This is a genomic window from Parasphingorhabdus pacifica, assembly GCF_054779195.1.
The window spans coordinates 97233-116671 of sequence record NZ_BAAGYS010000021.1; the positions used below are offsets into that span (position 1 = coordinate 97233).

The window sequence follows — 19439 nt, forward strand, 5'->3', positions numbered from 1 at the left end:
CGACCGACGGGCGGGGTTGGACATGACCACACAAGGAATCGGGCACACCGCGGGCTCTGACCTGCGGTTACCGGATCCACCGGCGGAACTGCGCCGACGGCGCGTGACCGTCACGACTTTCCTCAAGTTCTTCGGGCCCGGCGCGATCATCGCCTCGCTCACCATCGGTAGTGGCGAGTCCATCCTCGCCTCCCGTGAAGGTGCCGTCTTCGGCTACGCAGTGCTCTGGGCCGTGGTCGTGGGTTCCATCGCCAAAGGTGCCCTCGTCTACGCATCCAACCGGCACATGACCCTCACCGGCGAGCACCCCATGACACGGTTCGCCAAGGTGCTCCCGGGGCCGCGTGGCTGGTTCCCGGTGCTGCTGGTGCTGATCTGCCTCGTTTCGTTCCCCGGCTGGGCCAGCGGGGTGGCGGTCGCGCTCGGCGACTACCTGCAGTCGCTCGGCGCGGGAAACGCCACTGCCTACGCAGTGGGGGTGCTCGTCTTCGCGGCGATACTGTCCTATGTGGGCGGTTATGCCCTGTTGGAGAAGGTGCAGGTCGCGATCGCCGGCTTGATGGTGGTTCTCGTACTGATCGCGGTGTTCGTCGCGAACCCCGACTGGCTCGGTGTGCTCGGCGGACTGGTGCCCGGCAGCTTCGACTACGCGCCGTTCGTGGGTGAGAAATACCCGGAGATCGTGTCGACGTCGGTGTGGGTGGAGCTCGTGGTCTTCATGGGCAGTCTCGGCGGCGGCATGTACGACTACATCGGCTACACCGGCATGCTGCGCGAGAAGAAGTGGGGAATGCTCGGGCATCGCGATGTCGAGTCGATCGGTCGCCAGCTGTCCACGATGGATGACCGCGCGCGGTTCCCACTGTCGACCGACCCCGAAGACGTGGCCGCCGCCCGCGCTTGGAGCCGCGCTCCGTTGTTCGACATGCTGGCGGCGTTCTTCTCGCTGGGCATCATCGCCGCCGCATTCATGATCAACGGCGCGGTGATCCTGGGCGAACAGCAGCAGGTACCCGAGGGGAACGACGTACTGACGTTCCAGTCGCAATTCCTCGCGGTGGTGGCACCGGTCTTCGAGTATTTCTACGTCGTCGCGATCGCGATGGTGCTGTTCGGCACCGTGTACGCGATGTTCGAGGTCTACTCGTGGACCACCTACGAGAGCCTCGCGGCGGTCTCGGACAAGGTTCGCGCTCGCGGGCAGCGCGGCATCCGGCTCTACGTCTACGCGTGGACCGGCATCGGCGGCCTCCTGGCGATCGCGTCCGGTGCGAGTTTCGTCGCGCTGATCAGTCCTGCCTCCATCCTCGGTGGTGTCTTCGCCTGCGGGATCTACGGGGCCGGACTCCTCTACGTCGACAAGGTCAACCTCCCCGCGCCGTACCGGATGAGCACGCTCCTGCGGGTCTTGGTCACCGTGGGTTCGGTGGTCCTGACGGTGTCCGGCATCGTCGCGATGCTCGCCTTCGCCGGGGTGATCGCGTGAGTTCCTCGGTGCAGTGGCGTTATGCGGTGCTCGGACTGGGGTTCCTGGCTCTTGCCGGAACCCGGGCCGCGCAGGACGCACCGGTCTGGGCGATGGTTTTCCTCGTCGCGGCGGTCATCAACGGCTGGCTGGCGGTGCACGAGGCGCCCCCGAACACGCCGGTGGACCTGAGTGGAGTCGACAAATCCGAAGTGGACAGGTCGTTGCAGGTGTATCGCACCTCGGCGCGGCAGTGGCAGGTTCTCGTCCTAGCCGGTGTGTTGGTAGGCGGTGTGCTGCTGTTGGTCGAGCCGACGCTCGCCGTGTTCGCCGGTGCCGCCGCGCTCTTCGCGCTCCACCGCGCGCACCGGGCCGGTCGCGCCGTCGCGACCCTGCGACGAATGGCGGTGGTGGGACGGTGACGTGTTCACTCGACGACCTCGGGGCGCTCCCCGCCCCGGGAGACAACGCCGCGGTGGCGACCCGGCGAATCGAGGCGGGCACCGCGGTCGCGTTGCCCGGCGGTCCGGTCGGGCTGCCGCACACGGTGCCGGAAGGGCACCGGTTCGCCGTCGTGCCGGTGGCCAAAGGCGGGGACCTCTTGTCCTGGGGGCTGCCCTTCGCCCGGGCCACCCGGGACATCGGCGCGGGGGCATACCTGGGAACCGAAGGGATGCTCGAGGTGCTGCGCGAGCGCGGGATTCCGGGCACCTTCCCCGCGGGCCCCAACATCGAGAACCGGGCGCTCGAGCCGTACGTGCTCGACGAACACACTCTGCGTCCCGGGCGGCCGCCGGAGTTCGTCGCCGACCCCGGCACCTTCCTCGGGCACGATCGAGGCCCGGGGCGTGGCGTCGGCACCCGAAACCACCTGGTCGTGCTGGGGACGTCGTCGCGCACGGCCTCCTACGCCCAGGTCTTGGCGGACCGCTTCAGCGACACCCCGACGCACCCGGGCTTCGACGGCGTGGTCAGCGTCGCGCACACCGAAGGCGCATCAGCGGGCAACAACGCCGAACTCGTGCTCCGCACACTCGCCGGATTCCTCACCCATCCGAACGTCGGAGCCGTGCTGGCGGTCGACGACCCCGCGTCCGGTGTCACCAACGACGCGGTGCGGCGGTATCTGCACGCGCACGGATACCCGCCGCTCGGGGTGCCGCACGCGTACCTGAGCCGGAGCGACGGCTTCACCGCGGATCTTGAACGCGGTGCGGACCTGGTCGAGGGATGGCTACCGGCACTCGCCGAGGCGAGACGCACCGAGCAACCGCTGGCGCACCTGCGGGTCGCGCTGCAATGCGGAGGTTCGGACGCCTTCTCCGGACTTTCCGCCAATCCGTTGGCCGGTGCGGTGGCCGGTGAGCTGATCCGACACGGCGGCGGTGCCATCCTCGCCGAGACCGACGAGCTGATCGGCGCCGAGCACTACGTGCTGGAGAACGTGCGCGACGCGGACACCGCTCGACGTTTCCTGGCGATGCTGGCGCGATTCACCGAACGGGTCGGTTGGCACGGTCACACCGCCGAGACCAACGTGTCGGGGGGCAACGCGTACCGCGGCCTCTACAACATCATGATCAAGTCGCTCGGCGCCGCCCGCAAACGCGATCCTGCCGTGCGGCTCGATCACGTCCTGGACTACGCGCAGCGGATCACCGAACCGGGCTTCCACTTCATGGACAGCCCCGGCAACGACCTGGAGAGCGTGGCAGGGGAAGTCGCAGGCGGGGCGAATCTGATCTTCTTCACCACCGGGAACGGTTCGGTAACCAACTTCCCCTTCGTGCCCACGGTGAAGCTCGTCAGCACCACGGGGCGTTACCGCAAGCTGCCCGACGAGATGGATGTCGACGCGGGTACCTGCCTGACGGGCACGCCGATGGCCGAGCTGACGCGCTCCACCTTCGACCTCGCCGTCCGGGTGGCGAACGGGGATCGGACGGCGGGCGAGCGAGCAGGCCACAGTCAGGTGTCGATCTGGCGGGACTGGAAGCAGACCCGGCCGCTGCCGGCGACGGCACTGGCCACCGCCGCGGACCGGGATCTTGCCGGCGAACCGCTTCGGGCGCCCGGCAGTCCGGCGCCGCAGCGGTCGTTCCCGGCGCTCGCCGTCGGTGATTCCGTGCGGCCCGACCGAGTCGGGTTGATCATGCCGACGAGCCTGTGCTCGGGGCAGATCGCGTTGCGGCTGGCCGCGCGGTGTCAGGAGCACCCGTCGCGCGCCGGCAGACTCACCCGTGTCGTCGCGCTACCGCACACCGAGGGGTGCGGTACTTCCGGCGGACCGTCGGAGGACGTCTACGCGCGCACGGCGGTCGGCTACCTGACGCATCCACTGGTGCGCGCGGCGCTCCTGCTCGAGCACGGTTGCGAGAAGACCCACAACGACTACTTCGCCGACCGGCTGCGCTCCGCGGGTGCCGATCCGGACTCCTTCGGCTGGGCCAGCATTCAGGGCGACGGGGGCATCGCCGGGGTGACGGAGCGAGTGGATGCCTGGTTCGACGCCGCGCTGCGCGATGCCGAACAGCTACGCGAGCACGACGCGGGCCTGGGCGACCTCGCCCTCGGACTGCACGGGCAGGGACTCGTCCCCGAGGAGGCGGCGCGGGCGCTGCTCGACTGCGGCGCGGCGATCGTCGCTCACGGTGGCACGGTGGTGGTGCCCGAGAACTCGCCGCTGTTGTTGTCGCAGGCGTTCCGGAACGCTCTCGGCGACCACGCCGGACCCACTCTCGCCCACGGCCAGCAGGTGCGCTTACCCGGCTGGCACGTGATGCGCGCGCCGACCGCGGACTGGCTCGAGACGACGACCGGGCTCGGCGCCACCGGAGTGCACCTGTTGCTGGCGCACGTCACCGGCGCTCCACCGCCCGCGCACCGGATGTTGCCACTGCTGCGGGTCACAGCTGATTCCGCGACGGCTGCCGCGTCGGCGGCGGATCTCGACATGGTGCTTGCCGAGGAAAGTTCGGAATGGACGGACCGACTGCTCGACGTGATCACGGCGGTGGCGGGGCGCGAACTCGTACCTGTCGCGATGCGGACCGCCGATGTGGGTTTCCAGGTGACAAGGGGGTTGTTGGGTGTCTCGATCTGACCAGGACACGGCCGGGCTGTCGAGAGCGGCACCCGACCTGCTCGTGGCCGATAGCACCGAGTCGACCCACACCTCCACACGTGAGGGGCCACGGAAGCCGAACGGGCCGGTGTCACGACTGGTACGAGTTCCGGAATCCGGTTCGTTGCCCGCCGATGTCGCGGCGTCCGCCGCGTGAGCAGAGAGGAAGAGCCGATGGAAATCGTCCGCTACCTGCAGGACGGGGTCACCCGGGTCGGCGTCCGCGACGAGGGCGAGGTGGCACCGCTTCGGTGGGCGTCGACCGTCGCCGAGGTGTTGGCGCAGCCGTTGGCGGACTTGCGCGGAAGCCTCACCGAAACCGGTCCCGCCGTCGATGCCGCCGAGGTCAGGTACCTGCCGCCGGTGGACGGGCGCACGGAGGTGTGGGCCGCGGGCGTGACCTACGAGCGTTCCCGCAGCGGCCGGGTCGAAGAAAGCGCCGAAAGCTCGGTGTACGACAAGGTGTACGACGCGACACGGCCGGAGCTGTTCCTCAAGGCCGTCGCATGGCGGGTCGTCACCGATGGAGAGCCGGTCGCCGTCCGCGACGATTCGGCGGTGGACGTCCCGGAACCGGAACTCGCGGTGGTCGCGAATCGGTATGGCGAGACGGTGGGCTACACCGTGTGCAACGACATGAGCTCACGCGGGATCGAGGGCGAAAACCCGCTGTACATCCCGCAAGCCAAGATCTACAACGGCAGCTGCGCCCTGGCCGCCGGGATCGTCCCCGCATGGGAAGTGCCCAACCCGTGCGATCTCACGATCACGATGAGGGTCGTGCGCGGTGGCGCGGTGGTGTGGTCGGGAGAGACCAGCACCGCGCGCTTGCACCGGCGGCTGGACGAGCTGGTCTCGGCGCTCTACCACCCCACGGACTTCCCCGACGGCGCCGTGCTGACCACGGGGACCGGCGTGGTGCCGGAACTGAGCTTCACCCTCGCCGAAGGCGACCGCGTCGACATCGGGATCGAAGCGGTGGGGGCCCTCTCCAATCCGGTCGTTCGCGGTCGTGAACCGATGTCCTGGCTGGTGGACGCGTTGGAACACCCCGAGAAGAGGAAGGTGCTGCCTTGAACGGCGACACGACACCCGAGGACCTCGACACCGTCCTCGCCGGCGCAACCGCCGCGGCGGGGCCGCTGGCGGCGTTGCGACCCGCGCGGCGGGCCGCACTGCTCCGCGCGGCGGCCGCTGCGCTGGACGAAGCCGTCGGTGACCTGGTGCCGATCGCGATGTCCGAGTCATCGCTGCCCGAGCAGCGGTTGACCGGCGAAGTGGCCCGCTCCAGCGGCCAGCTGCGGCTGTTCGCCGATGAACTCGAGGAGGGCGCCTACCTCGAAGCGATCATCGACACCGCCGACCGGACCGCCGTTCCGGTACCGCGCCCGGACCTGCGCCGGATGCTCGTTCCGCTCGGTCCGGTGCTGGTGTTCGCCGCGAGCAACTTCCCGTTCGCGTTCAGCGTGCCCGGTGGTGATACCGCGTCCGCCCTCGCGGCCGGAGCCCCCGTGGTGCTCAAGGCACATCCCGGGCATCCGGAGCTCTCCCGCCGCACCGGTGAGGTGCTCGTCGAGGCGCTGCGCGCGGCGGGCGCTCCCGAGGGCACCCTCGCTGTGGTGCACGGGACGGATACGGGCACCTCGGCGCTGACCGACTCGCGAATCAAGGCAGCCGCATTCACCGGTTCGGTGCACGGTGGGCGCGCACTGCTGGATATCGCCAACAAACGTCCCGATCCCATCCCCTTCTACGGTGAGCTCGGCAGCCTCAACCCGGTGTTCGTCAGTCCGGCCGCGCTGGCCGCGCGCGGTGACACGATCGCCGACGGATACGTCGCATCCTTCACCCTCGGTTCCGGGCAGTTCTGCACAAAGCCCGGCCTGCTCTTGCTTCCGGAAGGACACGGGTTGGAGCAGCGTCTCACCGGCGCCGTTCGCGGCGCCGCACCCGCAGCGATGCTGGGCGACCGGATACGGGCCGGGCACGCCGAGCAGCGCGACCGGCTGGCCCGTCTCGAAGCAGTGCGCACGCTCGTTCGCGGGAACGACGACACGCCCGAGGTCGCCCCCACACTGCTCGCGACGACGGCCAAAGAGCTGCTCGCCGAGCCCGACGCGTTCCTCCAGGAGTGCTTCGGCCCCACCTCGATCGTCGTGGAGTACGCCGGGATCGACGAGATGCACGCAGTCGCGGAGGTTTTGGCCGGGAACCTCACCGCCACAGTGCACGCCGAGGAGGGCGACGACGTCTCGCCGCTCGTGGCACGTCTGCGTGAGCGGACCGGGCGCATCCTGTTCAACGGATGGCCCACGGGTGTCGCCGTGTCGGCGGCGATGCACCACGGGGGTCCGTGGCCCGCCACCACCGCGTCGGTGCACACGTCGGTCGGTACGACGGCGGTGCGCCGCTTCCTGCGCCCGATCTGCTACCAGAACACGCCGCAACACTTCCTTCCGGAAGCGCTGACCGACCGCAACACCCTTGGTCTGCCGCGCCGGATCGACGGAATCGTCACGACCGGGGAGGTCGCATGAACCTGCGCAGCCACGAATGGTTCGGGGAGTCCGGCCGGAACGGCTTCATCCACCGGTCCTGGATGAAGGCCCAAGGATTCTCCGACGACGTCTTCGACGGTCGGCCGGTGATCGGTATCTGCAACACCTGGTCCGAGCTGACCCCGTGCAACGCGCACCTGCGCCGCCTCGCCGACTCGGTCAAGCGCGGTGTGTGGCAGGCGGGCGGGTTTCCGGTGGAGTTCCCGGTGATGTCGCTCGGAGAAACGCTGCTTCGTCCCACTGCCATGCTCTTCCGCAACTTGTTGAGCATGGACGTCGAGGAGTCGCTGCGCGGCAACCCGGTGGACGCCGCCGTGCTGCTGACCGGCTGCGACAAGACCACCCCGGGGTCGGTGATGGGCGCGGCGAGTGTCGACCTGCCGACGCTGGTGGTCACCGGTGGGCCGATGCTCAACGGCAAGTTCCGCGGCTGCGACATCGGGTCCGGTACCGCCGTCTGGCAGTTCACCCAGGACGTCAACGCCGGTCGGATGTCCGAAGAGGACTTCGCCGCGGCGGAATCGGGAATGTCGCGTAGCAACGGGCACTGCATGACGATGGGCACCGCGTCGACGATGGCTTGCATGACCGAGGCGCTGGGCTTGCAGCTTCCCGGCTCGGCGGCGGTCCCCGCAGTCGACTCCCGCCGTTACGGACTGGCACAGCAGGCCGGTCAGCGGATCGTGGGGATGGTCGGCGAGGACCTGCGGATGAGTGGCGTCGTCACTCGGGAGTCCTTCGCGAACGCGATCAGAACCAACGCGGCGCTCGGCGGTTCGACGAACGCGGTGATCCACCTGCTCGCCATCGCGGCGCGACTCGGGGTGCCGCTGGAACTCGATGACTTCGACACCTTCACGGCCGAGGTGCCGTGGCTGGTGGACCTGCAACCGTCCGGTCGCTATCTGATGGAGGACTTCTATTACGCCGGCGGGCTCCCCGCGGTACTCCGTGAGCTGCTGCCGCTGCTCGACGGCGACGCGCACACCGTCACGGGCGAGTCCGTGGCCGTGAACGTGGCCGGTGCGGAACGCGTCGGCGAGGTGATCCGGCCACTCGCCGAGCCGCTCGGTGTCGACGCGGGCACGGCGGTGCTGCGCGGCAATCTCGCGCCGGACGGAGCGGTGCTCAAGCAGTCCGCCGCGTCACCGCATTTGTTGCGGCACCGCGGCCGGGCACTGGTCTTCGACAGCATCGAAGCCTATGACGCGGCGGTCGACGAACCGGAGCTCGATGTCGACGCCGACACCGTGCTGGTGTTGCAGAACGCGGGCCCGCGCGGGTATCCGGGCATGCCGGAAGTCGGCAACATGACGATTCCGCGCAAGCTCGCGGAGCAGGGCATCGACGACGTGGTGCGCATTTCCGACGCCAGGATGAGCGGGACCGCCTACGGCACGGTGGTGCTGCACACCTGCCCGGAGTCCGCAATCGGCGGACCGCTCGCTCTGGTGCGCACCGGTGACTGGGTGGAGCTCGATGTTCCCGGGCGTCAGCTGCACCTCGAGGTCTCCGACGAAGAACTCGCGAGTCGTCGTGCGGCGTGGCAGCCACCGCCCGCGCCGCACGACCGCGGCTGGTCGCGGCTCTACGGCGAGCACGTGCTGCAGGCGGCCGAGGGCTGCGATCTCGACTTCCTCGTCGGGAACAGCGGTTCCGCGGTGGGGAGGCAATCGCATTGAGGGTCGCGCTGTTCACCTCCTGCGCCGCGGATGTGGCGGCGCAGGGGCCCGCGCTGGCCGCGGCGCGGGTTCTGGAGGCGACCGGCGCGGTGGTGGACGTTCCGGGCGGGCAGACGTGTTGTGGCCAGATGGCGCTCAACTCCGGGCACCCGGGCCCCGCTACGCGGCTGATGCGGCGCTGGTTGCGAGTGTTCGAGGATTACGACGCGGTGGTCGGGGTCTCCGGATCGTGCACCGCCACGGTGTACCACCAGTTCCCACGCGTGCTCGAAGGCCGCTGGTACCGGCGGGCCGAAGCGGCGGTGGGCCGGACGTGGGAGCTCACCCAGTTCCTCGCCGAACACGGCGCGTCCCTCGAACTCGCGCTCTCCGGCGACATCACCTGGCACGACTCCTGCCACATGCTGCGGTCGCTGGGGAGAAGGCATCGCCACGGGACGTCCTCGCCCGGGTCCGGGGACTGCGGCTGCACGAGGCGGTCGACAACGAGGTGTGCTGCGGGTTCGGCGGCACGTTCGCACTCAGGTACCCGGAGTTGTCCTGCGCCATGGCAGACCGCAAGATCGCGGATGTGACCGCCACCGCCGCGACGCACGTGGTCTCCTCGGATCCAACGTGCCTATTGCACCTGGCGGGACGGGCCGAGTGGCGCGACGCACCGCTGCGCACGTTGCACGTCGCCGAACTGCTCGACGCGGCTCTGTCCGACGGGGTCGGCTCCATTGAGGAGGTCTTCGCTTGAGCGCTCGTTCGAACGCGTTGCGGGGAGCCGAACGGGTACCGCACCTCCGGCCCGAATGGGCAAGTGGTGCGCACCCCGAACATCGGGAACTGCTGCCGATCGTGACCGCGGAGGCGGTGTCCCGGCCGGAATCCGAACGCACCGCGAGTCGGCTCGGCGAGCGCAGCCGTGAGCAGCAACGCGGGGGGTGGCCGGAGCACCTGGTGCCACTGCGCGAGCGAGCCGCCCGAATTCGCCGGGAAACGCTCGGTGACCTGGAAGGCTATCTCGGCGCGCTCACCGCGAAGGTCACCGAGCACGGTGGGGTGGTGCACCGCGCGAGCACCGCGTCCGATGCCACCGCGATCGTGCGCGGTATCGCGGCCGAGCACGGCACCCGACTGGTCGCGAAGTCGAAGTCCATGGTCGCCGAGGAGATCGAGCTGAACACCGCGTTGGAGGCCGACGGGATCGAGGTGGTGGAAACCGACCTCGGCGAGTACATCGTCCAGCTCGGTGATGAGCGACCGGCGCACATCATCGCGCCCGCGGCGCACCTGGCGCACGATGACGTGGCCGAACGTTTCGACGCGCTGGCGGGGGAACCGCTGGATCACGACGTCACCGCCCTGGCCGGATTCGCCCGCACACGGCTGCGGGAGGACTTTCGCCGTGCGGACATGGGCGTGACCGGTGTGAACTTCGCCGTCGCCGAGACCGGCACGCTGGTCACCGTCACGAACGAGGGCAACGCGGACATGGTGACCTCGCAGCCACGGGTGCACGTCGCGATCATGACGATGGAGAAGGTCATCCCCAGGATGGCCGATCTAGGCGTGCTCGTTCCGCTGCTCTCACACGCGGGCACCGGGCAGCGGGCGACGGTGTACCAGACGCTGGTCACCGGTCCCCGCCGCGCGGACGAGACCGACGGGCCCGACGAACTGCACCTGGTGATCCTGGACAACGGCAGGCACGACATTCTCGGAACCCGTTACGAGGACGCGCTGGCCTGCATCCGTTGCGGGGCTTGCCAGACCGTCTGCCCGGTGTTTCGCACGCTGGGCGGTGGGCATGCGTACGGGTCGACCTACGGTGGCCCCATCGGCGCGGTGCTCTCGCCGTTGTTGCGCGAGCACCCGCAGGACGCCGAGCTACCGCATCTGTCCAGCTTGTGCGGGGCGTGTGCGGATGTCTGCCCGGTGAAGATCCCGCTGCCGGACATGCTGGTGGATCTGCGTGCCGACCACGCCTCGGCGGGTCATCGGGTGGCCGCGGCCGGCTGGCGCGCGTGGGCGGCGCTGTGGTCGAGCCGAGTGGGCTATCTCGCGTCCGTCACTGTGGCCGCGGTCGGCGCCCGCGTCCTGCCGCGTCGAGTGCTGGCCGCCCTGCCCGGGGCCCGGCGATGGGCGCGGGGGCGGGGACTGCCGGATCTCCGTGGTGCGGGAAAGCTGCGGTGGGCAGCGCGACGGGGCAAACGTGAGGGGAATTCGGAATGACCGGGAATGCGTTCGGCCCCGACGTGGCGGACGCGAGCAACGAGGCGAATTCCGATCCACCACGGCACTCGCCGGCGTCTCGCTTCGCGACCGCGCTAGGTCTGGTCGGCGGATGCTGCCACCCGGTCACCGACCTGACCGCGGCCGGGAAAGTGGTAGCGGATCTGTGCGAGGACGGCGCCGTAATCACCGACCGCGACGTGCTGATCGAGCAGGTGGTCGGCGAGCTCCGCGTGATCGCGAACCCGTGGGCCGCGGACGTGGGATTGACGACCGCGCTGGTCGCCGTCGCCGACACCGGATCTCTCGCGATGGTCTACGACCGGGACCACCCACGCAGCAATTCGCTGGTGCCGCCGGTGCACGTCGCGGTCGTACCGGCATCGCGGCTGGTGGACTCGTACGCCGATGCGATCGACCGGCTTGCCGCCGTCCGACCCGTACCTTCCGGAATGCAATTGATCACCGGCCCCAGCAGCTCGGGCGACATCGAAATGGTGCAGGTGCGCGGCATGCACGGACCGCTCGCGATGCACGTCGTCCTGGTCACGGCGAGCTGAACCCTCCGTGCGGGCTGCGGCATCGGTGGTGGGGTCCGGATACGGTCGGAACTAGCCACGGGGTTTGAGGCGTCCGTTCGGCAGTTCAGGAGCGGGCAGTGTGTCCGACCATTGTTCCGGGAACCGCCCGAATCGAGGCGTGGTCGAATCGGCCGCACCTGTTCGCTGGTGTTGCCACTGCTCGCGGAAGGCGACGATTTCCTCGTGGGTGCGGCCGATGAAGTTCCACCACATCACGATCTGCTCGTCGAGCGGCTCCCCACCGAGCAGCAGCATGCGCACCTCTCCGGTTGCCGAGGCCGTGAGCGAGAGATGCGTGGAACCAGTGCCCTGGTGGATCAGCTGGCCCGCGGTCGCGGTGGCTCCCGCTGCGGTGACCTCTCCGGTGTCGACGAGGACGCCGTGCTCGAACGAAGGGTCGATGTCGAGCCGCAGGGTCTGGTCGGCAGGTAGCGTGAGCTCTGCCCCGAGCAGTGGCGTGTAGGTATGGACCGGCGATGTGTGGCCCAGCAGGCTGCCCAGGAAGAGGAGTGCGCGCGCACCGTCGTGCTCGAGCACCGGGGGTGCGTAGTTTTCGAAACCGGCGTCGACGAAACGGTGTTCGTCGGGCAGGGCGACCCACAGCTGCGCTCCGTGCAGCACCGTCGTGCCCGGTGTTGAATGCTCCGAGTGGGCGATGCCCGAGCCTGCCGTCATCAGGTTGATCTCGCCCGGGCGAACATGAGCGTGTGTGCCCACGGTGTCGCGATGTTCGACCTCGCCGCTGAACAGCCACGACACGGTCTGCAGCCCGGTGTGCGGGTGCCCGGCGACGTGCATTCCTCCCGTTGTGGCGACGTCATCGGGCCCGTAGTGGTCCACGAAGCACCAGGCACCGATCAGTGATTGCGTCCGCTGCGGAAGCGTGCGGCGCACCGTCATCGCCCGGGGCCCGCCCAGCGGGACCTCGCGAGCGTCGAGGACCCGGCCGCGCCCCGAATCCTCATCGCCGCCGCTGACGCATGTCAGCTCGGCCGGTGCGGTTTCCAGATTGCTCATTGCGCTCTCCACGATCCACTCTGCTCGCCACTCCGAGCCCGGAGGCGAGGCATAGTGGCAGCGTGGCAGATGAACAGAGCAGCAACGAGGCCGGGAGCCGGAGCGGCTTTTCCGTGCGGAAAGCGGAAGAGCGACACCGCTACGAGATCAGCATCGAGGGCACGCAGGCGGGGTTCACCGAGTACCTCGATCGTGGAAACCAGCGCATCTTCTTCCACACCGAGATCGACGAGTCCTTCGCAGGCGGCGGGGTGGGAGGCAGTCTCGTATCCGACGCACTGGCCGACACCCGCGCCGCGGGCAAGCGCGTCGTGCCGGTCTGCCCGTTCGTGGCCAAACACCTCGTGAAGTACCACGACTTCGACGACATCACCGATCCGGTCACGCCCGCCGTGTTGGCCGCTGTGGAGGCGCGACAAGCGTGACCACGCCGTCGCCGGCTGCGGGTGGGCCGCTACCGGCGGGCGACTAGCCGGATCCCCCGGCAGGCGGGTCGGCGAGGACGCCCGCCAGCAGCCCGGTGGATTGGCCGACTTCGATAAGGTAGCCGTCCGGATCGCGCACATAGCAACGCAATTCGGCTTTGCGGTCGATGGGCGGTGTGAGGAACTGCGCGCCTTTGGCGCTCCAGTCGTCGTAGACGGCGTGGATGTCGGCCACGCGGAGGTTGAGGAAGCTGGAGACAGTGTCGGACTCGGTGGGCGGGCGCAGCGTCACGTCGGGCTTGTCCTCGGTAGGGCCACCGCCCGGATTCATGATGATCCAGCTGTTGGCGAGCTTGATGATGCAGGGGTTCTCGGTCAGTATCACTTGACCGCCGAGTACGTCGCTGTAGAAGGCCCGCGCGCGAGGCACGTCGGCAACGGTGAGGAAGTGCGTGACCAGCAACCCTTCGTGGGGCGCGGGAAGATCGTCGCGGTTCATACCGGCGTGTCCTTTCATCGCGAGGACAGGTGCTCGCGGGCGAGGTGCTGCGCGGGCCTCTCCGGACGGCGGGCTCGCCCGGACCTCGTAGGGGCACGCGGGCTCGGAACGGGCGCAGCACGGCTTCGACGTAGTCCAGTCCACCGCGAATGACACGGAGATGCGACTCGGGCCTGTCCGGCGGAAGTGGTCGACCGGACTGAGCGGGCGGACGTCACCGGCAGCCGGTGCCCAGACAGTCGACGTGCAGGAACATCCGGTCGTCGACTCGGATGACGTAGTCCTCGCGTTGGGCCGGAGTGCCCGCTGCGGTGACCACGCCGTGCACGGTCACCGCGGAGTTCTCCGGTGTCGAAGCTGTGCACACGACGGTGAAGTCGGAGCCGAGGCGGGCGTTCTCGGCGCCGGTGCTGCGGCAAGCCGGGCGATCTCGTAGCAGCACGCCGTGCTGCGCCAGCTCCGTCCGAGTGCCCAGGGATACGGCATTGCGGTACCCGGCGGCCGAGATCGCCTTGGCCGGGTCTGCGCAGCCGGTGACCACAAGGGGGAGCACTGCCAGTGCCAGCGCCAGTCCGGTCCTCATTTCCACCATTCCGTTGCGGCCTCGATGGTCTCCACCACCACGTCCGGACATTCCCATGCCAACTGGTGCCGACTGTCGGGAAGCAGGCGGTGGCAACCTCCCAAGAGCCGTGCCAGGCGGGTGTGGCACCTCGTCCACCGCACGGCCGCGTTCGCGTACATCCCCCCGACAGCGGTGAGAATCCACACGGGCACGGGAGGAAACGTCGTGCGTTCTCGGAGCGCGGCCAGGTCGCGCAGCATCGGCTCGAAGGCGAGGTATTCCTGCCATGCCGCGGTGATCGCGGCCGGTGAGCGGAATCGGGCACGTCCGGCCGCCCGCACCGCCGGTGGCAACGGTCGGGAGGTCTGTGAACGCGCACCGGCCGTCCAGATGGCGGGTCCGAACGGTGCGACGCAGGTGGCAGCATGGCGGCCCAACGCTTCTGCGGCTACCAGCGGCCACTCCGGGTGCGGCGGGGCGCTGCCGCAGCTCGGGTCCAGCAGCACGAGCGCGCGCAGCGAGCGTGGATGCCGCCGACCCATCGCCTCGGCGTGCAGCGCCGAGACCGAATGTGCGACCACCACCGCACCGCCGTGTTGGTCCGCGGTGGCACCGAGGCGGTCGGCCTCGTCATGCAGGTTGGGTAACCCCGGTCGAGGAGTGCGCCCGTCGAGGCCGGGCCGTTCCAGCCGATACACGTGATGCAGCGCCGACAACGCAGGCAGGACCGGTTCCCAGTCGTAGGCAGCACCGGCCATTCCCGAGGTCAGCAGAACTGTGGGCGATTCAGGCATCGAAGCCACCCGCGGATCGCGTTCGACGGGCACCGGTGAGGGCCAACGCGATCAGCCACGTCGCGACAAGGCTGAGCTGCACTCGCTGCACCACCCCGGCTCCCGTGCCCATCCACAGTGCTCCCAGCGTCACCACGGTTGCCAGCCCGGTCACCGAACACCACGCCCAGCCCCAGCGTGCGGGCGGCCCGATACCGGCCCCGGCCAGTCCGCCCATGGCCACGAGCACGCCCAGCGCCGCGACGGAACTGGTCATCTCGTGCAACGTGTGGGTGGCGGGGAGCGCTCCGACGAGCTCTCGCACCGCGCATCCCGAGTCGACGAAGCTCGCGCACGTCATCGGGGTCAGCGCTCCGTCCAGCCCGGTGGCGACACCGAAGACCAGCAGACCGCTCCACCCGACGACCCCGCCGCTGCTGTACCGGATCCCGGCCACGGCAGCTGCGGTGGCCAGCAACCCGGCGAGTCCGTCACCGCTGCGGAAGAGCCAGCTGCCCGGCTGGTCACGGGCGGCGAATTCGCTGACGTAGCCGTTGAGCGCGTCCAGATCAGGATTGATCCACGGTCCCAGCATCCACAGGCTGTAGAGCACAGCGGCGCACACGCAGCATCCCGCTATTACACGTGCCTCCCACCGGACCGGAACCCGGGCGTCGGAGTCGGCGCGCATGAACCGTCCTAGGGTCGGTGAGGTCAACATCGATCGTCCACTGCATGCCAGCGTAGGTGGAGGAGGTACGGATGGGTCGGGCAGTATCGGCGGGCCGGTCGCGGAGCGAGTGGGTGCCTGCGACCGAGCCGGTCTGGACGGCTCGAGTCCCACGGATAGTGGTCGGGACATTGGTGTGCATCGCGGCCCTGTGCGCCTTGGCCGCTGTCGGAGCGGCGTTCCGAAGCGGGATGCAGCCGGTGCGCGAGTTCACCGACCTGGTGCTGTTCCCCGCTCCTGCCAACCTCGGATACGCGGCCTTCCTGCTGGTGCTGGCAGGGGCGTTGGGGCGCCGCAAGCGCATCGCCTACTGGATCTTGCTGCTGGTGCTGGCTTTGCAACTCCTCCTCTCAGGGCTGGTGCTGCTGCTCGTCCTGGCGATCCCGTGGGAGCCGGGTGTCGTCGAGCAGGTGTTGCCGAGCTGGTTGCGGTGGTCGCTGGGAGCGAACGTGGTGCTCACCACGGCCGCGATGGTGGTTCTGGGGCTGGCCTCACGGCAGTTCTACGGCCGGGTTCAGCGTGCCAGCGTGCCCAAGGCGCTGGGGACGTTCGCCGGACTCGTCGCGGTGTTCATCGCGCTGGGCTACGGGTTGGTCGGGGTGTTCCCGGGCTCGTTGCGCGACACCGCCGACCGGTTCAGCTGGACGGTCGAACGAGTGCTGGGGGGCGCGGTGACCCTGGACATCACCCGTACCGGCGAAGCTCCGGGTTGGGTGAACCTCGTACTCGGCACGTTCGGGATGGCCACGCTGTTCGCCACGCTGGCGGTGCTGTTCCGATCCCAACGCACCGCCTCGGTTCTGCCCGCCGCCGACGAGCGCCGGGTGAGGGCGCTGTTGGCCGAGCACGGCGAGATCGACTCGCTGGGCTATTTCGCCACGCGTCGGGACAAGGCAGTGCTCTTCTCGACCAGTGGCAAGGCCGCCATCAGCTATCGCGTGGTCGCAGGGGTCTGCTTGGCCAGCGGTGACCCGCTGGGTGATCCCGAAGCGTGGGGACCGGCGATCGAGCGTTGGCTCGGAATGTGCCGGGATTACACCTGGCGTCCGGCGGTGATCGGCGTCGGTGAGCGCGGCGCCCGCGCCTATGCGCGGGCCGGATTGAAGATCCTTCGGTTGGGCGACGAAGCGATTCTGGACTTGTCCACCTTCAACCTGGAAGGCCGCGAGATGCGGCCGGTGCGCCAGGCGGTCAACCGGTTGCATCGCGCCGGATACCGGGTACGGATCCGCAGGCAGGAGGAGATCGCGGCGGAGGAGATGGCCGAGGTGGCCCGCCGTGCTGTTCGGTGGCGGGGCAGCGACACCGAACGCGGCTTCTCGATGGCGTTGGGCCGGTGGGGCGACCCGGCTGATGGCGGATGCGTGCTGGTCGAAGCCGTCAACGCCGACGGTGAAGTGTGCGCGATGCTGTCGCTCGTGCCGTGGGGGCGCACCGGCCTGTCCTTGGAAGCCATGCGCCGAGCGCCCGAGAGCGACAACGGGCTGGTGGAGCTGATGATCAGCTCCCTGGCGCGTTCGGGAGGGCAGGTGCGGGGCGCGACACCTGCGGGCATCGAGCGGATCTCGCTGAACTTCGCGGTGTTCCGAGAGGTGTTCGAGGAAGGCGCCCGGTTGGGTGCGGGTCCGGTGCTGCGGTCCTGGCGCGGGATCCTGCTGTTCTTCTCCCGTTGGTGGCAGTTGGAGTCGTTGTACCGCGCGAACGCCAAGTACCAGCCCGACTGGGTGCCTCGGTTCATCGGTTTCGGCGATCGACGCGATCTTGCCCGGGTCGGGCTTGCCTCCGCGGCGGCCGAGGGGTTCGTACCCCTGCTCGGTTCGAGTGGCACGGCCACCACTGCCACGGCCGCACCAGGTGAGGACCGGATGCCGGTGACCGAGCCGCACGAGCAGGAGCCCCGTCGGCGATCGATCCCCGAACAGATGCGGGTTCGCCTGGACACGGTCGCCAGGATCCGGGAGTCCGGGGGCGATCCGTACCCGGCGCAGGTCCCGAGCACCGATTCCTGCGCGGAGATCGTCGACCGGCATGCCGGAACCGCACCTGATACCCGCACCGGCGAGCGCACCGCGGTCACCGGCCGAGTCGTGTTGATGCGTGACCACGGTCGGTTGTGCTTCGCAACGTTGCGCGATTGGTCCGGACAGCTGCAGGCCATGTTCACCACCGCCGATACGGGTACAGCCCGGTGGCGAGCTTGGAAGGACGAAATCGACATCGGCGACCAGGTTTCGGTGCAGGGGGAGGTCATCACCACTAGGCACGGCGAGATCACGGTGTTGGCCGATGATTGGACCTTGGCCTCCAAATGCCTGCGTCCCCTGCCGGACAAGCACGCCGGTCTCACCGACCCGGAAACCCGATCCCGAGCGCGTGCGGTGGACCTCATCGTCGGTACCGACGCCCGGGAGATGTTGCGGGCCCGCTCGGCCGGCTTGCAGGCGTTGCGCTCGACGCTGACCGACCACAGGTTCCTGGAAGTCGAGACGCCGATTCTCCAACCCGTGCACGGTGGTGCCTCGGCGCAGCCGTTCCGGACTCACATCAACGCCTACGACATGCCGCTGTACTTGCGTATCGCCCCGGAACTCTATCTGAAGCGATTGTGCGTGGGCGGGGTGGAACGGGTCTTCGAACTCGGACGCACGTTCCGCAACGAGGGGGTTTCGTCCCGGCACAATCCGGAATTCACGATGCTGGAGGCTTATCAGGCCCACGCCGATTACACGGTGATGCGGCAGCTGTGCGAACAGCTGGTGCAGGCCGCCGCCACTGCTGTGCATGGGGCGCCGGTAGCGCGGCGGCAGGGCACCGGCGATCACGCCGAGGAGTTCGACCTGTCCGGCAGTTGGCCGGTGATCACGGTGCACGAGGCGTTGTCGTCGGCGTTGGGGGAGGAAATTACCCCGGAGACTCCGCCGGAGCACTTGCGGTCGTTGTGCGAGCGGACGCACGTCTCCTGCGATCGGGACTGGCCCCGTGGCGCGTTCGTGGTCGAGCTCTACGAGCGCTTGGTCGAGCGCCACACGACGCGCCCGACCTTCTACACCGATTTTCCTGTCGATGTTTCTCCGCTGACCCGCCCACACCGCCACGACCCGAGGCTGGCCGAACGTTGGGACCTGGTCGCTTTCGGCGTGGAGATCGGTACCGCCTACTCCGAACTCGTCGATCCGATCGAGCAGCGCCGCCGTTTGACCGAACAGTCGTTGCAGGCGGCCGGCGGTGATCCGGAGGCGATGGAGTTGGACGAGGACTTCCTGCGCTCGTTGGAGTTCGCCATGCCGCCCACCGGCGGACTCGGGTTGGGAGTGGACCGCCTGCTGATGTTGCTGACCGGTCGGCCGATTCGGGACACGTTGCCGTTTCCGCTGGCCCGTCCCGCGCGGCACTGACCACCCGCGAACGACACGTGGCCGCACCGAGCGGCGTTCCGGGGCGAGCGGGGCGAAGGGAAACCGGCCGTCTCGCTCGCAACGACGTTCCACAGTGAACTGTTCGCGGCGAAGGGGGTCGACCGTGAATTCGGCTGAGTGGCTCGCGTTCGAAATCGAACCGGTGCGGAGCGATCGGGTAGTCGAGGTGAGGACGTTCCCCGGCAACTGGGATGTTCACGGCGGGAGCGGCGGAAGGAGGCGAAGCGAAATTTCGATCAGCCCCGGGAACACAAAGCCGAGTGCGGATCGCAGCGCAGCAGCGAAAACTGATGTTCTCGCTTGGTCAGATCGATACTGCGGCCGATTCCGGCCTGTGACCGATTCGGACTGCGGCTGCTTCCGGGGCGCGCGCTCGTGCGGCAG

The 19439-nt window shown here is 69.0% G+C and carries 17 protein-coding genes; 12 read left to right on the plus strand and 5 right to left on the minus strand.

Annotated elements, in window-relative coordinates:
• The first annotated feature begins 22 nt into the window (after nt 1–22).
• The 10 genes from ACYVAN_RS23690 to ACYVAN_RS23735 all read left to right on the plus strand — a co-directional run bounded on the left by ACYVAN_RS23690 (nt 23) and on the right by ACYVAN_RS23735 (nt 11609).
• Nucleotides 23–1486, plus strand: coding sequence for an Nramp family divalent metal transporter (locus tag ACYVAN_RS23690; protein WP_460963271.1), 1464 nt, complete (start codon nt 23–25; stop codon nt 1484–1486).
• Nucleotides 1483–1887, plus strand: coding sequence for a hypothetical protein (locus tag ACYVAN_RS23695; RefSeq protein WP_460963273.1), 405 nt, complete (start codon nt 1483–1485; stop codon nt 1885–1887). Before ACYVAN_RS23690 ends, ACYVAN_RS23695 begins: the two co-directional genes overlap by 4 nt.
• A complete protein-coding gene (locus tag ACYVAN_RS23700; RefSeq protein WP_460963275.1) occupies nt 1884–4568 on the plus strand; it encodes a UxaA family hydrolase in 2685 nt (894 codons plus the stop codon). Before ACYVAN_RS23695 ends, ACYVAN_RS23700 begins: the two co-directional genes overlap by 4 nt.
• 195 nt (nt 4569–4763) lie before the next feature.
• A complete protein-coding gene (locus ACYVAN_RS23705; protein ID WP_460963278.1) occupies nt 4764–5666 on the plus strand; it encodes a fumarylacetoacetate hydrolase family protein in 903 nt (300 codons plus the stop codon).
• Entirely contained in the window at nt 5663–7126 is a 1464-nt protein-coding gene (locus tag ACYVAN_RS23710) for an aldehyde dehydrogenase (NADP(+)) (RefSeq protein WP_460963280.1), read from the plus strand. Before ACYVAN_RS23705 ends, ACYVAN_RS23710 begins: the two co-directional genes overlap by 4 nt.
• Complete coding sequence (locus ACYVAN_RS23715) at nt 7123–8829, plus strand: IlvD/Edd family dehydratase (protein ID WP_460963282.1); 1707 nt, start codon at nt 7123–7125, stop codon at nt 8827–8829. Before ACYVAN_RS23710 ends, ACYVAN_RS23715 begins: the two co-directional genes overlap by 4 nt.
• The gene (locus ACYVAN_RS23720) at nt 8826–9404 is read left to right on the plus strand and encodes a heterodisulfide reductase-related iron-sulfur binding cluster (RefSeq protein WP_460963284.1); all 579 of its coding nucleotides are present in this window, start codon (nt 8826–8828) and stop codon (nt 9402–9404) included. The genes ACYVAN_RS23715 and ACYVAN_RS23720 overlap by 4 nt, the downstream gene beginning before the upstream one ends.
• Entirely contained in the window at nt 9296–9571 is a 276-nt protein-coding gene (locus ACYVAN_RS23725) for a heterodisulfide reductase-related iron-sulfur binding cluster (RefSeq protein ID WP_460963562.1), read from the plus strand. The genes ACYVAN_RS23720 and ACYVAN_RS23725 overlap by 109 nt, the downstream gene beginning before the upstream one ends.
• Nucleotides 9568–11049 carry an LUD domain-containing protein gene (locus ACYVAN_RS23730; protein ID WP_460963286.1) on the plus strand — a complete coding sequence of 494 codons (1482 nt, stop codon included), beginning with the start codon at nt 9568–9570 and terminating at the stop codon, nt 11047–11049. Before ACYVAN_RS23725 ends, ACYVAN_RS23730 begins: the two co-directional genes overlap by 4 nt.
• Nucleotides 11046–11609 (plus strand): LUD domain-containing protein, encoded by a 564-nt coding sequence (locus ACYVAN_RS23735; RefSeq protein ID WP_460963289.1) that lies wholly within the window; start codon nt 11046–11048, stop codon nt 11607–11609. Before ACYVAN_RS23730 ends, ACYVAN_RS23735 begins: the two co-directional genes overlap by 4 nt.
• A 51-nt stretch (nt 11610–11660) precedes the next feature.
• On the opposite strand, the gene ACYVAN_RS23740 is transcribed toward ACYVAN_RS23735, so the two are convergent.
• Entirely contained in the window at nt 11661–12647 is a 987-nt protein-coding gene (locus ACYVAN_RS23740) for a pirin family protein (RefSeq protein WP_460963291.1), read from the minus strand.
• Between the two features lie 62 nt (nt 12648–12709).
• Here ACYVAN_RS23740 and ACYVAN_RS23745 point away from each other — a divergent pair, with 62 nt between their 5' ends.
• Nucleotides 12710–13072, plus strand: a complete 363-nt coding sequence (locus ACYVAN_RS23745; RefSeq protein WP_460963293.1) for a GNAT family N-acetyltransferase — start codon at nt 12710–12712, stop codon at nt 13070–13072.
• A gap of 43 nt (nt 13073–13115) precedes the next feature.
• Here ACYVAN_RS23745 and ACYVAN_RS23750 read toward each other — a convergent pair whose 3' ends face one another.
• The 4 genes from ACYVAN_RS23750 to ACYVAN_RS23765 all read right to left on the minus strand — a co-directional run bounded on the left by ACYVAN_RS23750 (nt 13116) and on the right by ACYVAN_RS23765 (nt 15600).
• Entirely contained in the window at nt 13116–13571 is a 456-nt protein-coding gene (locus ACYVAN_RS23750; RefSeq protein ID WP_460963295.1) for a VOC family protein, read from the minus strand.
• A 214-nt stretch (nt 13572–13785) separates the two neighbouring features.
• Nucleotides 13786–14154 carry a hypothetical protein gene (locus ACYVAN_RS23755; RefSeq protein WP_460963297.1) on the minus strand — a complete coding sequence of 123 codons (369 nt, stop codon included), beginning with the start codon at nt 14152–14154 and terminating at the stop codon, nt 13786–13788.
• Nucleotides 14151–14930, minus strand: coding sequence for an alpha/beta fold hydrolase (locus ACYVAN_RS23760; RefSeq protein ID WP_460963299.1), 780 nt, complete (start codon nt 14928–14930; stop codon nt 14151–14153). The genes ACYVAN_RS23755 and ACYVAN_RS23760 overlap by 4 nt, the downstream gene beginning before the upstream one ends.
• Nucleotides 14923–15600: a DUF998 domain-containing protein gene (locus tag ACYVAN_RS23765; RefSeq protein ID WP_460963301.1), complete on the minus strand. Its 678-nt coding sequence runs from the start codon at nt 15598–15600 to the stop codon at nt 14923–14925. Before ACYVAN_RS23765 ends, ACYVAN_RS23760 begins: the two co-directional genes overlap by 8 nt.
• Before the next feature lie 71 nt (nt 15601–15671).
• Here ACYVAN_RS23765 and lysX point away from each other — a divergent pair, with 71 nt between their 5' ends.
• Nucleotides 15672–19034, plus strand: a complete 3363-nt coding sequence (gene lysX / locus ACYVAN_RS23770; RefSeq protein WP_460963303.1) for a bifunctional lysylphosphatidylglycerol synthetase/lysine--tRNA ligase LysX — start codon at nt 15672–15674, stop codon at nt 19032–19034.
• Nucleotides 19035–19439: the final 405 nt, after the last annotated feature.